This window comes from Bradyrhizobium vignae, assembly GCF_900324035.1.
GTDB lineage: Bacteria > Pseudomonadota > Alphaproteobacteria > Rhizobiales > Xanthobacteraceae > Bradyrhizobium > Bradyrhizobium vignae.
Map to the genome: position 1 here is coordinate 6,542,967 of NZ_LS398110.1, position 19,464 is coordinate 6,562,430.

Annotated in this window: 17 protein-coding genes and 1 riboswitch; of the genes, 11 read left to right on the plus strand and 6 right to left on the minus strand. The window is 58.0% G+C overall.

All coding sequences use genetic code 11. The annotated features are described in order from the left end of the window. Nucleotides 1-251: 251 nt before the first annotated feature. The 4 genes from BRAD3257_RS31725 to BRAD3257_RS39430 form a co-directional block, all read right to left on the minus strand. Entirely contained in the window at nt 252-437 is a 186-nt protein-coding gene (locus BRAD3257_RS31725; RefSeq protein ID WP_174221599.1) for a hypothetical protein, read from the minus strand. A 227-nt stretch (nt 438-664) separates the two neighbouring features. Then, nucleotides 665-793, minus strand: coding sequence for a hypothetical protein (locus BRAD3257_RS42355; RefSeq protein ID WP_430648838.1), 129 nt, complete (start codon nt 791-793; stop codon nt 665-667). A gap of 260 nt (nt 794-1,053) precedes the next feature. Further along, the gene (locus BRAD3257_RS31735) at nt 1,054-1,326 is read right to left on the minus strand and encodes a hypothetical protein (protein WP_244607770.1); all 273 of its coding nucleotides are present in this window, start codon (nt 1,324-1,326) and stop codon (nt 1,054-1,056) included. Between the two features lie 1,120 nt (nt 1,327-2,446). After that, nucleotides 2,447-2,710 carry a hypothetical protein gene (locus tag BRAD3257_RS39430; protein WP_145987057.1) on the minus strand — a complete coding sequence of 88 codons (264 nt, stop codon included), beginning with the start codon at nt 2,708-2,710 and terminating at the stop codon, nt 2,447-2,449. Nucleotides 2,711-3,120: 410 nt separating this feature from the next. Between BRAD3257_RS39430 and BRAD3257_RS39905 the strand changes: the two genes are divergently transcribed. The 6 genes from BRAD3257_RS39905 (at nt 3,121) to BRAD3257_RS31770 (ending at nt 7,980) form a co-directional block, all read left to right on the plus strand. Further along, entirely contained in the window at nt 3,121-3,258 is a 138-nt protein-coding gene (locus BRAD3257_RS39905; RefSeq protein ID WP_160118887.1) for a hypothetical protein, read from the plus strand. Nucleotides 3,259-4,073: 815 nt separating this feature from the next. Then, on the plus strand, nt 4,074-4,643 hold the full coding sequence (locus BRAD3257_RS41380; RefSeq protein WP_244607771.1) for a hypothetical protein: 570 nt from the start codon (nt 4,074-4,076) through the stop codon (nt 4,641-4,643). A gap of 210 nt (nt 4,644-4,853) precedes the next feature. Further along, nucleotides 4,854-5,501: a PAS domain S-box protein gene (locus BRAD3257_RS41385; protein ID WP_244608041.1), complete on the plus strand. Its 648-nt coding sequence runs from the start codon at nt 4,854-4,856 to the stop codon at nt 5,499-5,501. A 48-nt stretch (nt 5,502-5,549) separates the two neighbouring features. Beyond that, complete coding sequence (locus tag BRAD3257_RS41390; protein ID WP_244607772.1) at nt 5,550-5,816, plus strand: hypothetical protein; 267 nt, start codon at nt 5,550-5,552, stop codon at nt 5,814-5,816. 74 nt (nt 5,817-5,890) lie between these two features. Beyond that, nucleotides 5,891-6,496: a response regulator FixJ gene (fixJ, locus tag BRAD3257_RS31760; RefSeq protein ID WP_122405158.1), complete on the plus strand. Its 606-nt coding sequence runs from the start codon at nt 5,891-5,893 to the stop codon at nt 6,494-6,496. A gap of 884 nt (nt 6,497-7,380) precedes the next feature. Then, a complete protein-coding gene (locus BRAD3257_RS31770) occupies nt 7,381-7,980 on the plus strand; it encodes a hemerythrin domain-containing protein (protein WP_122405159.1) in 600 nt (199 codons plus the stop codon). Between the two features lie 630 nt (nt 7,981-8,610). Here the strand turns inward: BRAD3257_RS31770 and metE are convergent. Then, a complete protein-coding gene (metE, locus tag BRAD3257_RS31775) occupies nt 8,611-10,956 on the minus strand; it encodes a 5-methyltetrahydropteroyltriglutamate--homocysteine S-methyltransferase (RefSeq protein ID WP_122405160.1) in 2,346 nt (781 codons plus the stop codon). A 103-nt stretch (nt 10,957-11,059) separates the two neighbouring features. Next, a riboswitch (cobalamin riboswitch) is annotated at nt 11,060-11,261 on the minus strand. 297 nt (nt 11,262-11,558) lie between these two features. Here metE and BRAD3257_RS39435 point away from each other — a divergent pair. Continuing rightward, nucleotides 11,559-12,122: a hypothetical protein gene (locus tag BRAD3257_RS39435; RefSeq protein ID WP_145987058.1), complete on the plus strand. Its 564-nt coding sequence runs from the start codon at nt 11,559-11,561 to the stop codon at nt 12,120-12,122. A gap of 200 nt (nt 12,123-12,322) precedes the next feature. Next, nucleotides 12,323-13,045 (plus strand): nodulate formation efficiency C protein, encoded by a 723-nt coding sequence (locus tag BRAD3257_RS31785; RefSeq protein WP_244607773.1) that lies wholly within the window; start codon nt 12,323-12,325, stop codon nt 13,043-13,045. A 568-nt stretch (nt 13,046-13,613) separates the two neighbouring features. Here BRAD3257_RS31785 and BRAD3257_RS31790 read toward each other — a convergent pair. Then, nucleotides 13,614-13,796 (minus strand): hypothetical protein, encoded by a 183-nt coding sequence (locus BRAD3257_RS31790; protein ID WP_122405163.1) that lies wholly within the window; start codon nt 13,794-13,796, stop codon nt 13,614-13,616. 654 nt (nt 13,797-14,450) lie between these two features. On the opposite strand from BRAD3257_RS31790, the gene BRAD3257_RS31795 reads away from it, so the two are divergent. The 3 genes from BRAD3257_RS31795 to BRAD3257_RS31810 all read left to right on the plus strand — a co-directional run bounded on the left by BRAD3257_RS31795 (nt 14,451) and on the right by BRAD3257_RS31810 (nt 18,959). Continuing rightward, nucleotides 14,451-15,191, plus strand: a complete 741-nt coding sequence (locus BRAD3257_RS31795; protein WP_244608042.1) for a thermonuclease family protein — start codon at nt 14,451-14,453, stop codon at nt 15,189-15,191. Between the two features lie 10 nt (nt 15,192-15,201). Next, complete coding sequence (locus tag BRAD3257_RS31800; RefSeq protein ID WP_122406864.1) at nt 15,202-15,945, plus strand: carbonic anhydrase; 744 nt, start codon at nt 15,202-15,204, stop codon at nt 15,943-15,945. A gap of 1,847 nt (nt 15,946-17,792) precedes the next feature. Further along, entirely contained in the window at nt 17,793-18,959 is a 1,167-nt protein-coding gene (locus BRAD3257_RS31810) for an acyl-CoA dehydrogenase family protein (protein ID WP_122405165.1), read from the plus strand. Nucleotides 18,960-19,464: the final 505 nt, after the last annotated feature.

The following is a 19,464-nucleotide window of genomic DNA, read 5'->3' on the forward strand; positions in this document are numbered from 1 at the left end:
GACCGGTCTGTGGCTATGCTATGTCTTCACTCAATCATACATTGCAAGCGGCCGTCGAAACCGCCTTCCAAAAAACTTGATCAAAGATAAGGAGACGATGGAGCCCGTTCCGCGACATTGAAGAGCATCCGGCACGTGCGTGAAAAACTCTCTCAGCGCAGACGGCAAAACTAATGTGCAACAAAGTATCTATGGCCAAACAGGGCGGCTCGACAGCCGCCCTGCCGCGCCATTAGCCAGCGTTGCTGAAATTAACGCTGATGTCCGAGTCCGATTCCGAGATTTAAGGCCTTCTGGCGTAGCGCGCCGACGGTGCGTTTGGTCATCTTTGCTATTTTTATGACCGGCGTCCGAGCCTTCGAATGGACTTTGAGCTCTTTGATATCAGCCTTCGTCCACTCGCGCCGCTTAACGCGTTTCTTGGTTGCTTTTTTCACGATGAATGCTCCTTCTGAGAGCAGCGCTTGTAGCATAGTTTTTTCGGAGCGACGACCTTAAAAAACGAACAGTCATCGGAACTCGCGCCAAGTATTAGCTCGGTCATGTTTTCGGAAGAGAAGGCGTCTGGACTACTGCAGCTGATTGCTGATTTCGTACAGACGCTGTGTTGAGAGGCTTCGTTATTGAATGCAGCCCCATTGGCGGTTTAGCCCGCGCTAGTTAACTAAGTGCTAGAGCCCTTCGGGCCGTGCGCGAATACTAGATTCGGTCTCGCCTTCGTGTCCGTCGTCCGGGCTCGATTCAAGGCGTCGAAGTGCACGAAGACATCAGGTCCTCCACCCTCAGGTCGGATGAAGCCATATCATCCCTTGGTCCCGTTGAACCGCTTCACGGTACTACTAGCCACTCCATTATCTCCAAACTGAACTTGCGCGATCTAATCGGGGCATGTAGCCACCAGCAAGGGATTGAGCGGCAAGCCGTCTCGCCGATAACCCTTGCGCCGACTCAATCGCTTGCCAAGGAACGCTTTCTGCGCGCGCTCGTTCGCAGCTGCGAAGACACCATGAGTGGCTACTCATCTTCGGGCTCTTGCGCGATCTCCCGCTCAACCTAACCCTGCATAGCACCCAGACCTAGCAGTTCGAGCCTCTCAAGAGCCTTCCTTCCCTCGTTGGTAATAATCCAGCACCCGGCCTCTCGCTCGATCAGCCGTTGGCCGAAAATATCGAGCTGCGGCGCGCGGCTCGCGATGCGCTTCATACGCGCCGGCCACTCTGGGCCGCTGCTGTAATAGATGGCCAAATGCTGCTTAACGACTTCGATGCTCGCCCGTCCGTGCGGCTGGCCGGCAAGTATCTTCAGTATGGACAGCTGAACAGTCACGCGCGCACGCCATCGAGTCGAGCAAAAGCTTCATAATACTCATCCTGAGGGAAGCCGTGGCGCCGTGCGCCGCTTTTCAAAAGAAACCTTGCGCCATCAGCCTAATGAAGCAGGATACCGACTGCCGTCGACGACAGCCTGGATTGCTTCCTCGCCAGCGCAAAATTGCTTCGCCGTAAGCAAGGTTCTCAACAGCATCGGCGACAGTGCTTTGAAGAATGTGCCAACGGAGATAGGGCTAAGCCCGTGACGAGGTCTCGATTGACGTCTTCGATCGATTTGAGATCAAACTACGTCTGTGGTAACCGCGCTGTTGCACATCTTGCCGAATGACATCGCTCACTGAACGCACCGCCCGCTTCTTTCGCTTCCAACTGCCGTCCAACCCCGCCGGGATCGCAAACCCTCGCGGAACGACCAAAAGATCGCGTCTCCCGTTCAAATAAATATCGAACATGTCGTCCCTCGTTTGACACGAGCGTAGATCGCCGGTCCATACATTTGGTGACATCGAAGCAACAGTTACGCTTAAAGACCCTACGCGAGTTTTCTCCAGATTTCGCCCGTACTTGAGCATGCCCTGGGGGCAATCCCGCTTTTCCTTCACGTGCTCCGCATCGCCGAGGATACCGAAGCCTTCGCACGCCTTATTATCGCTAACATAACGAGACGGTTGAACCGAATTTCCTTCAGTAGACAGGGGCCAGATCTGCGATATGACGGTCTTTTATTCAGCATTGTCTGCTGTGGCATTCTTCTTTTATTCTGAGTATTTCCCTGCCCGCACGTCAACCCGTACTCAGTTGCTGTTGTTCCGATGTAGGTGAGGACCGTCGCGGCACGCATAGATAAGGACTGCTTCACCCCTGTCGTGGATTTCAAGGCGGCAATGAAGCTTGCCCTGTGTCGGCCTCTCTTTGAATGCGGGGATGTTCAGAAGTCAAGATCTTCGGCGAGGAGCTGATTGAGCGATCAGTCGCGAGAGCGCTGCGGGAGGATCCTCACGACCGAACGCGCAGGGTCTATTCACTCGGTCAATCTTTGAGCGCACTTGCATGGTTTTGCCTCTCGAGCTCGGCGCCGCAGCGGGCTTTGGTCTGACAAAGCCAGCTCACCCACTTCAAATCGCGCGATACGTCTCCATAGCGGCAACAAGCGGATTCTCCGAAAAGCCGGCAACTGCGAGACGCTTGCTCAAAAGTTCAGGAGAGCGTCTTTGTGACATGGTTCGAAAGGCAGATGAAAACAGATTGCGGTCATGGGCCACCGCATCGATGTCCTGCGGGCTCATGTAAGCCAGTAAGAATGTCCGGGACAGGCTCGCGCACAACCGGCTGAGCGGAGCCTTACCCGTCAAGGGCATCGATGTGTGCAGATTGGCCAACGATGCATACTCTTTCAAACAACCACAGCTGCCGGAGGCAGACTTGTTCTTGACATGCAAACAAGAGCAATTTGTGGGAGCAGATCCTTATCCGGATCGCACTGCCGGTACGACGCTTGGAGGAGCGCTGCAGAGCCAGTTGAATGGCAGGCGGCAAATCCTCCAGCAGGTCCGCTTAGGTGTGGTAAGACAACGGGCCCGCCGATTTGACGCCAGTATCACCAGTTGTTCTCGAACCGACGATCGACGCGAGCCTGTCGGGGATCACGCTTAGATTACAGATTGCCCCACAATTCAATTCGCGGACTTCCCGCGCCAAAGTTAAGCTAACCGGCCCATGCCGGCGGCAATGCAGGCGGGGTTCGAAGCTCTATCACATCGGCGAAGACCGTCCAATCGCGGACACTCTTTTGCTTGCAGAAGTCGGCCTCAGCCTGCTGTGCAGCAGCGCTCAACGAGGCAGCATCGACTTTGAAGGCTGCCTGACAGGCACGATGTTCGTGGCCGGTATCGTCACAAACGGTTTTAATGAACCGAACATTAAATGAAGGCATGACAGCTCTTGTGGTGGGTTTGCTGATCTACCATTGTGCCACCCGCGCCACCAGAGTACTTGATCTGCCTCAAGCAGCATCCCAAAAGGTTGTCCGCTCCTCCATCGAGATAATGTTGAGACTCTGGCAGCGCCCGAGCGCTGCCGTTGTCCCGCAGACCACGCGACCTCTATTTGTCCAGCTTCGCGGATCGCACTTTGGTTTGAACCGCGGGATAACTGGTCTACTCATGCCCTCGACCGACAAAGTTGAGTCGCCGATGACTCGAGGAATGTCTTGAACAGACGATTGAGTGCGCCATGCACCGTCGCGCCAGAAATGCCGGCTATTGATCACGATCGATCCCATATGCGGCTCGCAGCCGCAGCTCGAGGGGGCCAATCTAAATGCGCATCAGCTCTTTTTGACCTGTATCAATAACGCGGCGACTGCCTACTGATAGAAGTGAGCTTCTTGCTCAACGTCGCACACATGGCAGACAGAAAGACATGGTGCACCATCATCTTTTCATGTCCAGATACCGGCGACACAGTTCAAGGAGCGCTGCCGGATCCACCCAAGCCGCGTGCCGATGACCTGCACACAACAACCTGCGCCGCGCGCGAAGGCGTCCACTTCATCGAGCCGCGGACGAGCGCTGATCGACGCCGAGCGCAGCTAGGCTCATCCGAATGGTGCCAAGCGAGTTCCGGCTCTTTCGGTTCTCGGGAAGGCCGCCCCCGCTCACAACGGCTGACGTCATCACAACCGAACGCCCCACGCTGACGACGTGGGACAAGGAGATTTCCCACCAACGAAGGATGTTCGACATGACAGACCATGGGGACATTCGCCCCGCCGCGGGTCAGGCTGCGGGAGCGGCAGTCGAGTTAAACTTCTGCAGAACAGCGGTTAATACCAGCCGCCGGCGGCTTGAGCTGATCCAGATCGATTCAACCGAAGCCCGGGAGTTGTTTCGCAGCGCCAATCCCAATATCTCTGCTGGCGAGAAGATCATGTCCCAGCGCGAAAGGTTCAACGGCGCCACGGCCGATAAAAGCCCGGCCACGACTGGCGCAATCGAGACCACGCCGCCTGGGCAATATTGCGCTGAGCCCGATCGCGGCGCCAAGCCATCTCGTGCGAAGTGTTCAGAAGGTTGCCTGAATTTGTCAGCCAGCAGCGATGAACATCGTGCAAGATCTCCTGGCGACCTGACCTGGGAGCGGCTCGAAACGGTGCCACCCTCAGATCGGGACCTGGAGATTGCCGTGATCGAAGGTGGTACCATTCACCGGGTGGTCTTTCCTTGCCGCCGGGCCTTCGGCGGCTGGATCAAGGCCAAGACAGGAGAACACGTAGCCGTGCAGCCGACGCACTGGCGCATATGGCCGAAATAGCCATCCCGCACAATGAATTGATGTGAGTTGAGGCGCCTTCAGCTCCGGTGGCCTCTCGTAGGAAACAATGTAGAATCGAATAAGAGCGTCTGCCAGGAAACATGTCAGACCACGTCTGGTAAAGCTATGGCATTGCCGCGGCCGCCGCCGCGCTGGCTCTCGTGATCTGCCCGGCCTAACGTCGCTCCCCTGCTCTGCCTCTTGATCGGCGTGGCCTTTAATCCCGCTGCCATGATAGATATCGCGGAATTCGCGGGCGCCATGATCGTGATTGAGGAGAAGAGAATCATTCTCTCGTTCAGCGCCCCAGCCGCTCGTTTAATTGGTTTCTCTCCGGACGACGTGGTCGGAATGAATGTATCGAGCTTGCTGCCGCAGCTCTACCGCCCCGAGCACGAGCGCTGCATCGCACGTTGTCTGGCCAAGGACGAGCGGCACATCATTGGCATCCGCCGCATCGTCGTCGGCGAACCGAGCGACGGCTCGACCTCCGTCGGTGAGGCCAAGGTGCGCGCCGAACGGTTCTTCACCGGTTCCATCCGAAATCTCGGCGAGGGTCGGCGGCGGAACGGCGGTTGGAAGAGCTGCAATCTGACCTCGTGCGGGTGTCGCGGCCCGGTCGCCATACGTGAAATGGCATCGTCTATTGCCCGTGAGATCACCGGCCGCTCTCCGCAATTACAAACTGCGGGACACAAAGCCTCTGCTGGCGCGCAACGAGCCGGACGCCAACTGCAATGGTGGCGCACTCGAACGCGCCGCCACTACACGCTCTACGCGCCAAAGATATCATCAGCGCCTGCGGGACTTCATTTCCAGGGACGAGCACACTGCGGAGACTCCGCTCACGCTCTTTGAAGAAGCTGTGGCTCTGGCCCTAGTGGCCCCAAGGAGCAAAGCGTCCGCATGATGACCCCCAGCGACCGCGGGGTCATTGTCGACAAGATCCAGATTCAGCAGGTCGCGCTAAACCTGATACGCAATGGAATCGAGGTCATGGCTTCCTGCCCGCGCCGCGAAGTTGCCAAGGTCGACACGTATACCGTTGCCGATAACGGCCCGGGATCAAGCGCTGATATCCGCCGACCGACTGTTCCAGCCCTTTGTCACGAACAAACGCCATGGCATGGGTGTGAGGCTATCAATCTGCCGGACGATCATTGCGTCATATAGCAGCCATATCGTCGCGGAAGCGACTCCGAGTGGCAATCCTTAACTCGGCATCTGCGGAGCGTAGCGAAAGAGACATGATTGGGCGGCGCATTCTTGTGATCGACGATGACGCCGCAATGCGGGACTCGCTCGCGTTTCTTCTTGATGTTAACGGTTTCTACGTAGCAACCTATGAGACAGCGACCGCGTTTCTTAATGACCACGCGGGCGGTCCAGTCGATTGCATCGTGTCAGACATCCGTATGCCGGGTATGAGCGGTCTCGAACTGGTCAGCAAAGTGAAGGCCAATCGCGTAGACTGCCCGGTCATCTTGATAACTGGTCATGCCGACGTATCGCTTGCAGTCGAAGCGATGAAAACGGGCGCGGTCGACTTCATCGAGAAACCGTTCGAAGAGGAGGTGCTATTGCGTGCGATCAATAGTGCCTTGAAAGCGCGGCCAACGAAACTCGCCGATGACGCAGCGAAACTGCAGGCGGAGGCCCGCCTCGCGGACCTCTCCTCCCGCGAACGTGACGTCCTGCAGGGACTATTAGCCGGCAAGATCAACAAGGTGATCGCCCATGATCTCGGCATCAGCCCCCGGACAGTCGAGGTTTACCGTGCAAACCTCATGGCCAAGGCCAATGTTCGCAGCATGTCCGAGTTGATGCGGATCGCCATTACCGCGGGACTCTAACAGCGGCGCAGATGGTGCGACGATTCATGCATTCAAGCTGCGCAGTCCAGACGACGAGGAGGGTTTTCAGGTGCACGGCAACGAGCCGATCATGTTTTCGGTGGTGGCTATTGATGCAACCCAAGCTGCTGGTTCCTTGGAATCCCGACGGCACCTGAAGCAGATCAATTGCGTCACCGAAATTTGTGCTCCGATAACAGAAGGTCTGTCAGCCCGGAGAACGGCATAGTTCGGCAATATATTGTCCATCCTCCAACGGAGCTCCCAGTGCGGGCTGCCGTGAACGGTTCGATTTCCTTCGCATTGGAAACGGGTGAGCATGTTGACGCTGTGGCAATCGGTCACGAGAGGACCATCCTTCCGTCATTGCGCTTGGCTGGGCGACAGTCACCTCGGTCTTCGAAATCAAACGATCGCGTGCGTTGGAGGCGCATAATCATCAAGCGCGGCGACGACGTCGGCCGCCGTATATCGATCCGAGTTTGAGCAACCAAGGGACCCCGCCGGCCGCATTTCAATGCCCCCTCCTCATCGGACTTACGTGTAAATACTTAAGGGCTTCTACCTAGGGAAAACATCCAAATTTCCCAGTTCGTCAGGAACAGACAATCTGCGTCCCATCGACGTTCGCAAGATAGGGTCCGCCATGCACGCCTAGGCCGCCAGTTTTCCCGAGAGCAGCCGCCATCGACCAGCGTCTTGTGTGGGCAACCTCAACACTTCGGCTAAGCTGCTTTACGCCAGCTCAAATTTGAGCGCGCTACTTTTTCGCGTCGAACGGCGCGACAAACGCGGCGCAGCGAAGGGCCCCGATTCGGTGCTTAAGCGATCTTCCGAGCCGCAAAAACGCCGCCAGCCAACATTGTGCCTCCAGGAGCACCGCAATGATCATCGATCTTTTGCTTCGAGAGCATCGCAACATTGATCTGCTTCTGGTCGCTCTTGAACGCGAAGTGGAGATTTTTGAGAAAGGGATCCGTCCTGATTATGAAGTCATTCGCGCGATTATCGGCTATTTCGAGGTTTATCCTGAGGTGTACCATCATCCACAGGAAGATTTGATTTATTCCAAACTAAAGGCTCGCGATCCGGATGCAGCTGCAATCATCGGCGATCTCGCGCTCGAACACCAGGAAGTCATCGACCGTTTGCACCACTTCGCGCGGGCTATTGACGCCATCCTCGCGGATCGGGAACTTTTTCGGCAGGACGTCGGCAATATCATACGGGACTTTATAGTACGCGAGCGGCACCACATGATGTGGGAAGAACGAGATTTCTTTCCGACAGCTCTGAAGGCGCTCTCAGCTCAGGATTGGACCGAAATCGCTTCCGGCCTCACCGATCATGGAGATCCGCTGTTCAGCGAGACAGCGGCAGCGACTTCCGATGCGCTAAGAGCGCATGTTCTGCAATTGGAGCAAGAAGCCGAGGCCGAACGGAGCTCGGTCGCGTTTGCATCCGACAAGGCCGCCCCCCCGTGACACGGCGCCGAGACGAACGGGCTGTATTGATCGCTGCCGTTTCACAGCCGGACAGGGGGCCTCATGTTCACCCCGTCGAAATGAAAATGGGGGGCTCGCGCGCGCGTAGGCTGCCCTACCGCCAAAATGGCTTCTGCGCAATATAATCGCTTGCTCGACCACCGGTGCAAACGGCGCATCCGAGCCTTCCTGAGCTCTCGTGACGGTTCATGCATTGGCTACGCTTGCGAGATCCTTAAAGCCGGGCTTCTCCTATCATCGCGCGATCGAACATAAGGTTTCCAGGCAGGAAAGCGCGCCGAGTTTGCGGGTGGTGCCCTGCGGTGGCCGCCGGGGATCACCGTCGCTCGCTGATGTCGTAGTCGTTCCCGACGTGCTCATGAGCGACAAACGTTGGTGTAGATTCATAAACCTCGGACTATATCGTGGCATACCACGGCATAATCGAGCTAGGCTGAGCTTCTGTTTCAACTCGGCTCCGATGCGTCAGCGTCGCTCCTTCTCCAGACTTTCGCCCGGCCCGCCTAAGCGGGACCGGGCATTTTTTCTGTTCCCAAGGCTACCTCGATTACCGAGCGCGCAAATGACCACAAGCGGATTCGCCTCGTCGAGAAGAGACCCAAGCCTGGATCAACGGCCTGGCGGATCGAATGATGCGCGCAGTTCGCGGGCCGCAGCGACCATGTTCGCTAGCGCCGGCCGAACCTCCTCCCATTTGCGTGTCTTCAGGCCGCAGTCCGGATTGATCCAGAGCTGCGAGTCGTGCAGTCGCGTCCGAGCCAACGCCATCAGCTCCTTCATTTCGCCCATCTCGGGAACGCGTGGAGAGTGGATGTCGTACACGCCCGGCCCGATCTGCTTTGGATATTCGTAGTTCCTAAACGCGTCGAGTAGTTCCATTTTCGAGCGCGACGTCTCGATCGAGATGACATCCGCGTCCATTGCAGCGATCGCACCGATAATGTCGTTGAACTCCGAGTAGCACATATGGGTATGAATTTGCGTCTGATCAGCGACTCCCGATGAGCAGATGCGGAAGCAATCCACGGCCCAGTCGAGATAAGCCGTCCACTCCGATCGGCGCAACGGCAATCCTTCGCGAAGCGCCGCTTCGTCGATCTGGATCATGGTCGCTCCAGCATTCTCGAGATCGCGGACTTCGTCGCGAATCGCGAGCGCGATCTGGCGGCAGACCTCGCTTCTGGGAATATCATCGCGAACAAAAGACCAGTTCAAGATCGTCACGGGTCCGGTCAACATCGCCTTCATCGGCTTCCTCGTGAGCGATTGCGCGTAGCACCACCAGCCTACGGTGATAGGCTTCGACCGCACTACGTCGCCAAACAGGATCGGTGGCCTGACGCAGCGCGATCCGTAGGACTGCACCCATCCGTTCCTGGTAAATGCGAAGCCGGCGAGGTGCTCGCCGAAGTACTGCACCATGTCATTGCGCTCGAACTCGCCGTGCACCAGGACGTCAAGACCGATGTCCTCCTGCCAATGTACAGCGCGCGCAGTCTCCTCCTTGAGGAACCTGTCGTATTGCTCGTCGCTCATCGCGCCTCGCGCATGCGCCGCACGGGCATTCCGGACCTCTGTGGTTTGCGGAAACGATCCGATCGTCGTGGTAGGAAAAGGCGGTAGTCCGAAACGATTGCTTTGGATCTCGGCACGACGGGCAAATGGGCTCGCGCGGCGACGCATGGTCTGATCGATCGCTTTCATCCGCACAGCGACATTGGCATCACGGATTTTGGGCGAAGTCTGGCGGACAGTCGCGGCACATTCCGACTCGGCAAGAGCTGGCGCGACATTCTGGTCGCCTGCGAGTGCCCGCGCCAGGATCGCAAGCTCTCGCATCTTCTGGACCGCGAAAGCAAGCCAGCTCTTGACGTCAGAAGCGAGCCCCGTCTCGAGGCCAACATCGACCGGAACATGAAGCAGAGAGCAGGATGGGGCGATCTGTACACGATCTTTGCCGAGCTTCGCAATCACGGGTTCGAGCCGTTGGCGCAGCGAGGACAAATTCGACCGCCATACATTCCGGCCGTCGACGACACCGAGCGACATGACGAGATCACTTCGGCCGCCAGCGATGATCTGGTCCAACAACTGTGGCGCTCGAACCAGATCGAGATGCAGTCCGGCAACTGGCAAGCTCAAGGCGGTGTGCAGATTGTCGCCGAGGTCGCCGAAATAGCTGGCAACCATGATCTTGATGGCCGGCCCCTCCTTTGCGAGCCGGTCATAGGCATGCCGCAAAGATTTTCGCGTCCCCTCATCCAGATCAAGAACCAGGCAGGGCTCGTCGAACTGAACCCAATTAGCCCCACGTTGGGCCAATTCCTGCAGAACCTCGATATAGACTGGTATCAGCTTATCTAATAGCGAGAGTGGCTGGAACGCAGGATCGGGACTCTTGCCGAGCTTTAGGAATGTAACCGGCCCGATCAGGACAGGGCGGGTCTGAAAGCCGAGAGCCTTGGCTTCCTCATACTCCTCGATCGGCTTGCGAGAGCATAGCCTGAAAGTCTGTCTCGTGTGAAACTCGGGAACCATGTAGTGGTAGTTGGTGTCGAACCACTTGGTCATCTCCTGCGCGGGTGCGCCAACTCCGCACGGTTGATCACCGCAAGTCGCATCCTGGTCGTCGACTTGTGAACCACGGGCCATGGCGAAGTACGTCTTGAGCGAAACGAGTTCGGATTTCGAAGCGTAGATCTCCGGGATGGCGCCAACCATGACACTTGTGTCGAGCACCTGGTCATAGAGGGAGAAATCGTTCGATGGAATGACCGTGACGCCGATAGATTTCTGACGAGCCCAGTTCGCGGCACGCAGGCCAGCTGCGTCCTCGAGCAACTGCTGTTCGCTGCTTTTTCCGGCCCAGTAGCTTTCTAGAGCGAGTTTGAGCTCGCGCCTTGGACCGATGCGTGGCGTTCCGAGCGTGGCAACCGGAAGGGAGAGAAGAGACATAGCGTTAACCCCATGTTGGGGGCAAAGGCCATGGCGGACGCAGGCAGGGGAAGTCGCACGGTGCGACGGCTGCTTGGCGCACCACCGGGACACCCCGCCCGTGGACGAATATATTGTCGGGGCAGGTCTCCTGGCTCACGGGTCATTGCTGCTGTCCGGCCTTCCCGAAGCCGCGCAGGCTTCAGTGACATCGTTGGACAGCGGCTCGCCGCTCACAGTTGCGGGGGCAGCGCCGGCATCTTCACCGGCTTCCCTCTTAGCTCCGGATCAAGTGGGACCGGAGAACCTCGACGACTTGGGATATCGGCAAGACAAGTCTTCCGTCAACCTCTCAGATTATGTCTCAAGCTGGTGCTGCGACATCCGCTACGCGAAGGGCCGCGCATCCTTATCGTTGCCTCGATGGAGAAAGGCTCTCCAGTCAGCCATATTGTAATAACCGTCACAGCTGCCCCGGGCCCGCACGCCAGATGGTGGAAGGGACAAATGCGGCTTGCGCCGGCAGGCACCGCTGCCTGGAGCAGAACGCATTTGATGCCCCGGCTTCCCGCCGGTCTTCGAGCGCGTCCGCCATCCAGCCGCCCTATCGACCAGCTCGATCCGTGCTGAATAAGCCTAAGACACCTGGCAAAGCCAGCAACATACCTGACCAGCACGTTGATTTGCAGTACCAGCCAAACGCCAAATGCTCGGCGATCAAGATCGGCTTCGTCGTCGTTGGCCTTCTACCGCAAAGCGGACCGAACGGGAGGCTGCTCTCGAGCCGCACGTCGCGAAAGAAGCGGCAAACGCCGCTCTGGCCTCTTGGCCGCGAGCGCCCAGAGGATGGCAGAGATCGAAAGCCACATTCCGGCAACGAACGAAACGGTTCTATGGCGGCAAGCGTGCTCCCAATTGTCATCAGGAACTTGGTCGAGGCGTTCAGCTGCGCCGTCGAATATTCGGTGCGTGCAAGGACGCATAAGCCGCGTTGCGTAGCGTTGAAGGTAAACATCGAGACGTGCGCAAGTCGGAAAGCCGACAAAGAGGACAAAAAAGCGGTGCAAATTGCCGTCTATTACCTGGCACGAGGAATGCAAGTCTTCGGATATGCCCAGTCCTCCTGCTGGGCATATCCAGCACAGCAACTTGAAGCTGTCGCCGGGAGCGAAGTTAGCGGCGCGTGACATAGAGGGGAGCGCCCGCTCGCACGGGACACCATCGGTCTCCTCGTTGCGTCGCCGCTAACTTCTTGCGCTCGCGAATAGCAGGTTGAAGCTTGCCCGCTTGGAATGACGTGTGGATGAAACCAAATAGGCCGGCGGTTATGAGGAAAGTGTCTGGAAGACGCGCGCTATTGTTTTGTCTCGGCCGATCGTTGATCTGTATGGCCGCGCTGGCTGCGACAAGCAACAGTGTTCGCGCCATCGAGAGCCCCCATATCGAAAGATTCAAGTCAACGTGGCGAGCGCAAGACGGTGAGACAATAGAACAACTTATCTCCAACGTTTCGAAGGTGGCACTTTTTGTCCCTCGAATGTGGGGCGTCATTGAACTTGACCAAAACGACTATGTTTTCGTTATGTGGACCAGGCACCCGGATGATACATTAGACGAACAGAACGTTATCGCCTGGAGAATCGCGCTCGACGGCACGTTTCAACTTGCGTCGACCTATGCAAAGCCGATGGAGTTGGGTTGGCACGCCCTGGCGCTCTCGTTGATCGCTACTGAAGTCAAGGAGGATGAAAGGAACGCAAATCTTCGCTTTCTGCATGATCCGAGCAACTTCAACTTCGTGACGACCACGCAAGGCCGGCTCGGCGATCTTCTGCGGCAGGGCCGCTGCACTATTGTTGAGCCTGTTGGAGTGGACTACTTGCCGAAGCAGAAGGACAAGCCGAACGAGAAAGGCGATCTGTGGCGCGTTTTGCTTTTGGTGAACTGTAATATTCCAGGACCCCTTGCTTTTACACACAACGGGGTCATCACTTTCGAGAAGAGCGAAGGTCAAGATTGGGAGCCGCAATCCTCCTTTGCCAAGCGTATCGCGGCCTTTCCTCCTGGCTCCTGGTTCGCTCGCATTGAGCCAAAGGAACGGGAAGAGTAAGAGAGGAGCAAAAGCCCTGTAAAATGGTCACAGAGCAAGATCGCGCCGCTGCTCCTTCTGCCGCCGAACGCTTCAGAACAACTGCAAGACATATCAACGCTAAAGCGTCGGTGCTTACGCATTCGCAACAGTCGCGAGCCTTTCCCGCAGCCTTCAGCTCGTCAGGAAACACTCGGACGGCACGATGACTCGAGTCTTTCTGCGAGGAGTAGGGTCGGCCGCAGCGGCGCGTGCCAGCTGGCGATTTGCCCTCCGACCCAGTGAGAGGACACCAATCTGCGGGCGAACCAGCTCTTTCATGCTACTCTTCAAGAGACTGGACCTGGAGATGCCTCGGGCCCAAACCCGATCCGGCGTGCACGCCGGGCATCGCGCGACTGACTGGTGAGCGTGCCGCCGCAGAGGCTGCGCGGGCGGCACGATCGTGTGCCGCGACGAAACCTAACAAGAGTGAAATGGGGCATTGTTAGCGGGCCGGCACACCCCCTGGACACCGGCCTTTTTCCGAGTGCCCCGGCGAGGAGCCCCGGAGCCGTTCGCGAGGCATCGAGCGCCGGCTGAGTCGGCGCTAAATTTCCTCGCGCGCATTCGTCTGCGCGTCATAGATCCGGATTTGAACCATGGGAAAACGCTTCTTCAGTTCTGCTCCGCCTGCCCTGGCGCCGTCTCTGGTCGCGAATTCGGCTCTGAGTCGGCCATCCACTTCAAGCGCGTAAGAAGAGACCGGCAATTCCCGGGGGGCAGCAACCATTTCATTCCCATTATGTAGTGAGATCGTTGAGAATAATTTGTAGCTTGAGTCGGCCAAACTGCACCAGAGCGACCTACCCGAGTGCCGCGATGGGGCAACCATGTTGTGGATTGACGCGTCGCACCGAATGGCATGCGGGCGGCTTATCCCCGCCCGGTGCGTATACGACGAACCCACTGAGGCTGCCGTTCCCCTGACGCAAACGCACGCCCTCACCCTGGGCTTGCTGGGTAGACCCAGTTGGCACAAAGGATAGCCAGGTTGCTCCTCGACGCGTGGCTTCCACTCGACGCTCAAGATTCGCAGGCGACTTTTGTTCTTCAAGTGCGTGAGAAACAGCGTTCGAGGTTCGGCTTTCTCCCGCATACCGAGCCCGCGGCTGCGCGATGGGGATCTTCTCTCCTCAGGTCGAGAGGGTGCAGTGCGCGCCCAGACAGAGAGAGAGAGAGAGAGAGAGAGAGAGAGAGACCGGCGAGGCTCGACGGATACCGCGACACGTACGCCGGAAGAAATCTCTTGAACCTCACGCAGCGTCAGGTCGTAGCTTGGAAACTACGGCCACGCCTTCATAGAGTAAACGTCGAAAGATGCCGATCGAATAACGGGCATAGTGCGTTTAAGCAGTCGAATGGCGGCGCCGGGTCGTGCGTGAACATGGATCAAGAGCGAAAGGTTATTGTCGGGATGAAACAGCGCATAATGGTGGTCGCATTGCTCGCTGTCATCGCATCTCCGGTGTGCGCGGCGAAGCTCAGGGGCCCTGCGCGCATCCTCGACGGCAATACCATCGAGATTGAGCAGACCAAGATTCGGCTCTCAGGCATCGAAGCTCCTGAGACTGATCAGATTTGCCTCGACGCCCACGGCCGGAAATGGACTTGCGGGGTAGCTGCTCGCGACGAGCTTATCAAGCATTCGAACGGACGAACGTGGGATTGTCATACCAAGGGAGTCGATGAGTACTGGCGGTCACGCGGCAGTTGCTTCATCGACGGCGAGGACGTGAACGCCTGGATGGTACGCTCGGGCTGGGCACTCTCGTCGGGTCCTTACGTCATCTATGAGGTTGTGGCGAGCAAAACCTGTGCAGGGCTATGGTCGGGGGCGTTCGTCGCGCCCTGGGACTGGCGTCGCCGCAATAAGGGGACGATCATCATCGGCGCGAGCTCGGTTCCGGTCGACGCTCAGGAGCTCCTGCTCGGATCCGCCCTGCTATCGGACCCGCCCTCGTCCGAGTGTGTGATAAAAGGCACCGTGGGCCGCAATGGCGAGCGGATTTATCACCTGCCCGGGCAACTCAGTTACGAAAAACTCGACATGACGAAGCCCGGTGAACGCTGGCTCTGCAGCGAAGCGGAAGCCGAAGCCAACGGGTGGCGTAAAGCCGCGCGATGAGGTGAGATACATGCAAGCAGGCCATTCTCCGAATATGCCCTATCTGACCAAGTTCGCGTCTTCGCGCCGCTCGCTGTTGCTGTTCGCTGTTTCGGCGGCTTGCCTGCGGCTTGGCAACAACATTGTCGATGCTAAGGAAGCAGAAGCGCCCCCCAAGCCAGATAACCTACTCTCCCCGGATGCTGCCCTGAAGAGGCTGATGGAAGGCAACGATCGCTATGTCCAGGGCGCATCACGACGCGACGATTTCCAGCGCGAGCGCCGAGTCTTAGTGGATGGCCAAAATCCATATGCCGCGATCCTGAGCTGCGCCGATTCTCGCGTGGCGCCTGAACTTGTCTTCGGTAGCGGACTTGGTGATCTGTTTGTCTGCCGCCTCGCCGGCAACTTCGCCAACGATGACACGCTCGCCAGCATGGAATATGCGGTAGCCGTGCTGAACACGCCGCTGATCCTGGTACTTGGTCACGATCATTGCGGTGCGATAGGCGCCACGATTAAGTCGCTCCAGGACGATAAGCCGCCGCCGGGACACATTTCATCCCTCGTCGCTGCGCTTGCGCCTGCGGTAAAAGTAACCCGCCAGCAACGCGGTGACACGTTCGCTGAAGCAACCCGACAAAATGTAATCGATAATGTCAACAAACTCAAATCGACGGGGCCGATTTTGAACGCGGCAGTTGAGCAGAACAGACTGAAGGTCGTCGGGGGCCTTTATCGGCTCGACACCGGCAGGGTCGATTTGCTGAGCTGACGCTGGCCCCTTCACGCGGCCAGCTACTCGTTTGCCGCCTGATACAGGGCTTCGGTCGAGTTCCGCGCAATTCGCTCGTGCATCACCTGCATCAAATGCACGGAGTACAATTCGCTCCACAATTGTAATAGCTTCGGGAATACCTTTGGTATGCGCGGCCTCTTAATTCTCCTCGTATTCTACGTGCTCATGTTCGCAACGCGAGGCCAGCACCAAGAAAAACTGATACCGGGGGCGACACTATTCACGCCTGCACGTTGATGGCTAGGCCAACAGAGGTGGTGCAAGCAGCAAATCGCGGTGCGCGGCATGCAGGGTCTGAGCTCTCGGCCTAACGGAACACGCGACGTTCCGGCAGTCTCTCAGCCGCGATCCGGCAAACCACCTATGCTCCTGCCATGATCACCACGCTCATCCAGGGCCGAAGATCACATAGAGCAGGATGACGAGCACCACGGCTGCCCACCCGACGGATGTATAGAAAACTACTACTTGCGTCGGCAGCGCACGGTCCGTCCTGCATCAGCCCCTGTTGAGGACGATACTGACACACCCGGCGATGGAGCCCACCAGGTCGTACTGCGCTTAGCAGCCTGGGGATGCGCGAGAGTTCAGTCGCTCTACGGGATTGCTGTCGGCCCAAACCGAAAACCTTGCTAGCGCTTGCTGGTAGGCGACGGCAACCTCAGGTCTGACGGGATCATGCCGGAGAAGAGGAGCGGCGACATGGACGAGTACGTCGCGCGCAACGTAGATCGGGTACCGGCGTCCTGTACGGCACTGGTCTCAGCAGCAAGGACCGGACGACATGTGCCGCTATTGCTGTGCGAGCTGGACAAGCTAAGCTAGGATCCGAAGCATCTAAGGTCGCTGAAGATAGAGGCATCAGCGGCCGCAAAGGGTGAATCACGCGAGACTCTGCGCGAATCGCTTGGCCTTTGGTACAGGCGGATCAGTTGCTGCGAACCTCGAAAATCTCAAAGTCTCCTGGAAGATTTTTGCCTTCGCTTGCATGAACGGCGGCACTCTTGCAGCATCTAGAAAAGCGACTTGATCGCGAAACGGCAGCGCCTGACGCGGCCGTCACGTTTGTTGAACACCTTCCCTCTGACGTCCGCTTCCAACCAACACACCCACAGTCGTGAACAACGGTACATTGCGCTGTTGGTAATGTCGGGAGATCGGAGCGGGCTGAACCTCCACTGGCAAGCCGAGCCCGACTGGTCCGCGGTCGAGCTCCGATTCAGTGTTCTCCTCCGCCCTGTCCGGTTGGTGACGTCTTGTGCCAGGAACCAGACACGGCAGGCGCGAGCATCCTGCTGGCGTGCGCACTTTGAACGTGATCTCGCTCGATTAAAGACCCAGATGGCAAACCATGTTTGATGGCACGTCGATTGCTGGGCAGACGGAAAAGAGCCGCAGGCTTGGAGCGCCTCGCGTTCGCCAAGTCGGGAATTCGCAACGTGGCTCGAGCCGGGCGGGCTCCATTGGTGACAAATCGTCCGTTGGAGACGACATGACAAAACGAGCGGTGCCGTCAACCGTCGGAGACATAGTGCAGCAGAGGCGGATCGATCTCGCCGCCGCATATCGGCTGCTTTGCCGCTTGAGCCTCAAAGACAGCATTGACAGCCATACTCTGTCAGCCTTTCCGGCCCTCAAGACGTTTTCTTGCAGCCAATACGTTGGGGCGCTAACCGCCTGCAATCGCGTCACAGTACAATACAACTGCGGCAGTTTCGACGATCCCTTCCGACTAGTTATCAATCCGGCCGGCTTCGCCATGCGCGCGCAATCCAAATCAATGAGGCGCGGCGTGGGTCGGCTCAAGACACCGAGGACAGCTTATGAACGCTCCACCAGAGAAGATCACTGCAGAAACCGACACTACGGCTGCGACCTGGGATAATCTGTCGCCGCTACTGGTCGATATCCGCGCGCGTCGAAACGAGTTCGCCCCCGCGCAGAAGATTCCCGATGAGATTATCGAGGGTTTCAAGCGCGTTGGCGTCTATCGGGCCTTGGCCGCCAGGCGGTTCGGCGGCGACGAGCGAACGCCGGCCGATTTTTGTCGCCTGATCGAGCGCATTTCCGAAGCCGACGGCTCGGCCGGTTGGGTCGCCAGCTTCGGCGATGGGGCTCGCTACCTCGCTGCCCTTCCGGACGAAACGCTTCGCAAGGTATACGCGAATGGACCTGACGTGGTGTTGGCAGGTGCGCTTTTCCCGCTCCAGCTCGCCAGGCGAAGCACCGACGGGTTTGTCGTGAGCGGCGTGTGGCCATTCGCCAGCGGCTCACCGGGCGCGGATCTGATAGGCGTTGGCATCACTGTGGAAGACGATGAGACCGGTGGCCTTCCGCGGGTAGCCGTAATGCCGGCTGAAAAGGTGACAATCCGCCCCAATTGGGACGTCATTGGCCTGCAAGGCACCGGCAGCCACGACGTCGTTGTCAACGAGGTCATTGTGCCGGAGGAATGGACCTTGATCCGCGGCGGGCCGCCGACACTCGACGGTCCGCTCTATCGTTATCCGTCCGTGGCTTTCGCTGCACAGGTGCATGCGATTGTCGGCATCGGTATTGCGCGCTCCGCGCTAGACGAGGTAATCGCCATGGCCGGAAGCCGCGCCTCAATCACTGGAGCGCCTGTGATGGCAGAGCGCGGCTATGTCCAACTGGAAATGGCCAAAACCGAAGCCTTGCTGCGTTCGGCCCGTTCCTTCTTCTATGAGGCCACCGAGGAGCTGTGGAAGGAAGCGCTGAAAGGTGCGGTAAACCCGAGCACGGCGGCGCTGATGCGACTCGCCGCGACGAACGCTGCGCGGCAGAGCGCTGAGGTCTGTAGGATTGCGAGCGGTCTTGCCGGAAGTGCGTCGCTCAATACCACCAGCAATCTGGCGCGCGCCATGTGCGACAGCTTTGTGGTCGCCCAGCACGCAGCTTTAAACGAGGGAACGCTTCAAAGCGCCGGCCGACTCCTGCTCGGAAGTGAAGCACAGCCGGGATTTCCATGAAGTGGTTGTCCACGCTCCGCACGCCCCTCAGCAACGGATTGCCGGACCTGCGATATGATGTTCTCTTCAGCTACAGGACCTAGTGGCGTGCCGGCCTTGTTTAAACGACAGGAGAAATGAGCATCTGCTTTCGGGTGAACAGATTTGTGATGACTGTCGTCATGTGCTCTCCGGTACAACTCACGATCATCGCGAGATTTTGCCTTTTCTGTGCTTTCACAAGCGCTTCTGGCCGCGACACAGAGCGTCGCAATGCCCAGAAATCACTTCGATGAACCTGAGCGCGCGGGGCTCGCGGCCGTTGCAAAACGCAGCAGCCGTGCAACATTTACGCGGTAAATAGGATCCAGCCAAACACATAGCAACCCCGCCTCTGGAAGACTAACACTATCTGATAGCGTCTCCTTTGTGCGCATTGGCAGTCTCGAATACTCGAGGTTGGTAGGCACCCGCTCAGCAGATTCGCACTGTTCTCGTTCTCGGTGAGGTGTGCGCGGAGGTGGAG

Bases quoted from the DNA above. Each gene is read 5' to 3' on its own strand.
- BRAD3257_RS31770 (WP_122405159.1), top strand. From the start codon at position 7,381: ATGATCATCGATCTTTTGCTTCGAGAGCATCGCAACATTGATCTGCTT.
- metE (WP_122405160.1), bottom strand. From the start codon at position 10,956: ATGTCTCTTCTCTCCCTTCCGGTTGCCACGCTCGGAACGCCACGCATC.
- BRAD3257_RS31795 (WP_244608042.1), top strand. From the start codon at position 14,451: ATGGATCAAGAGCGAAAGGTTATTGTCGGGATGAAACAGCGCATAATG.
- fixJ (WP_122405158.1), top strand. From the start codon at position 5,891: ATGATTGGGCGGCGCATTCTTGTGATCGACGATGACGCCGCAATGCGG.
- BRAD3257_RS31790 (WP_122405163.1), bottom strand. From the start codon at position 13,796: ATGGTTGCTGCCCCCCGGGAATTGCCGGTCTCTTCTTACGCGCTTGAA.
- BRAD3257_RS31800 (WP_122406864.1), top strand. From the start codon at position 15,202: ATGCAAGCAGGCCATTCTCCGAATATGCCCTATCTGACCAAGTTCGCG.
- BRAD3257_RS31785 (WP_244607773.1), top strand. From the start codon at position 12,323: ATGGCCGCGCTGGCTGCGACAAGCAACAGTGTTCGCGCCATCGAGAGC.
- BRAD3257_RS41390 (WP_244607772.1), top strand. From the start codon at position 5,550: ATGATGACCCCCAGCGACCGCGGGGTCATTGTCGACAAGATCCAGATT.
- BRAD3257_RS41380 (WP_244607771.1), top strand. From the start codon at position 4,074: ATGACAGACCATGGGGACATTCGCCCCGCCGCGGGTCAGGCTGCGGGA.
- BRAD3257_RS31810 (WP_122405165.1), top strand. From the start codon at position 17,793: ATGAACGCTCCACCAGAGAAGATCACTGCAGAAACCGACACTACGGCT.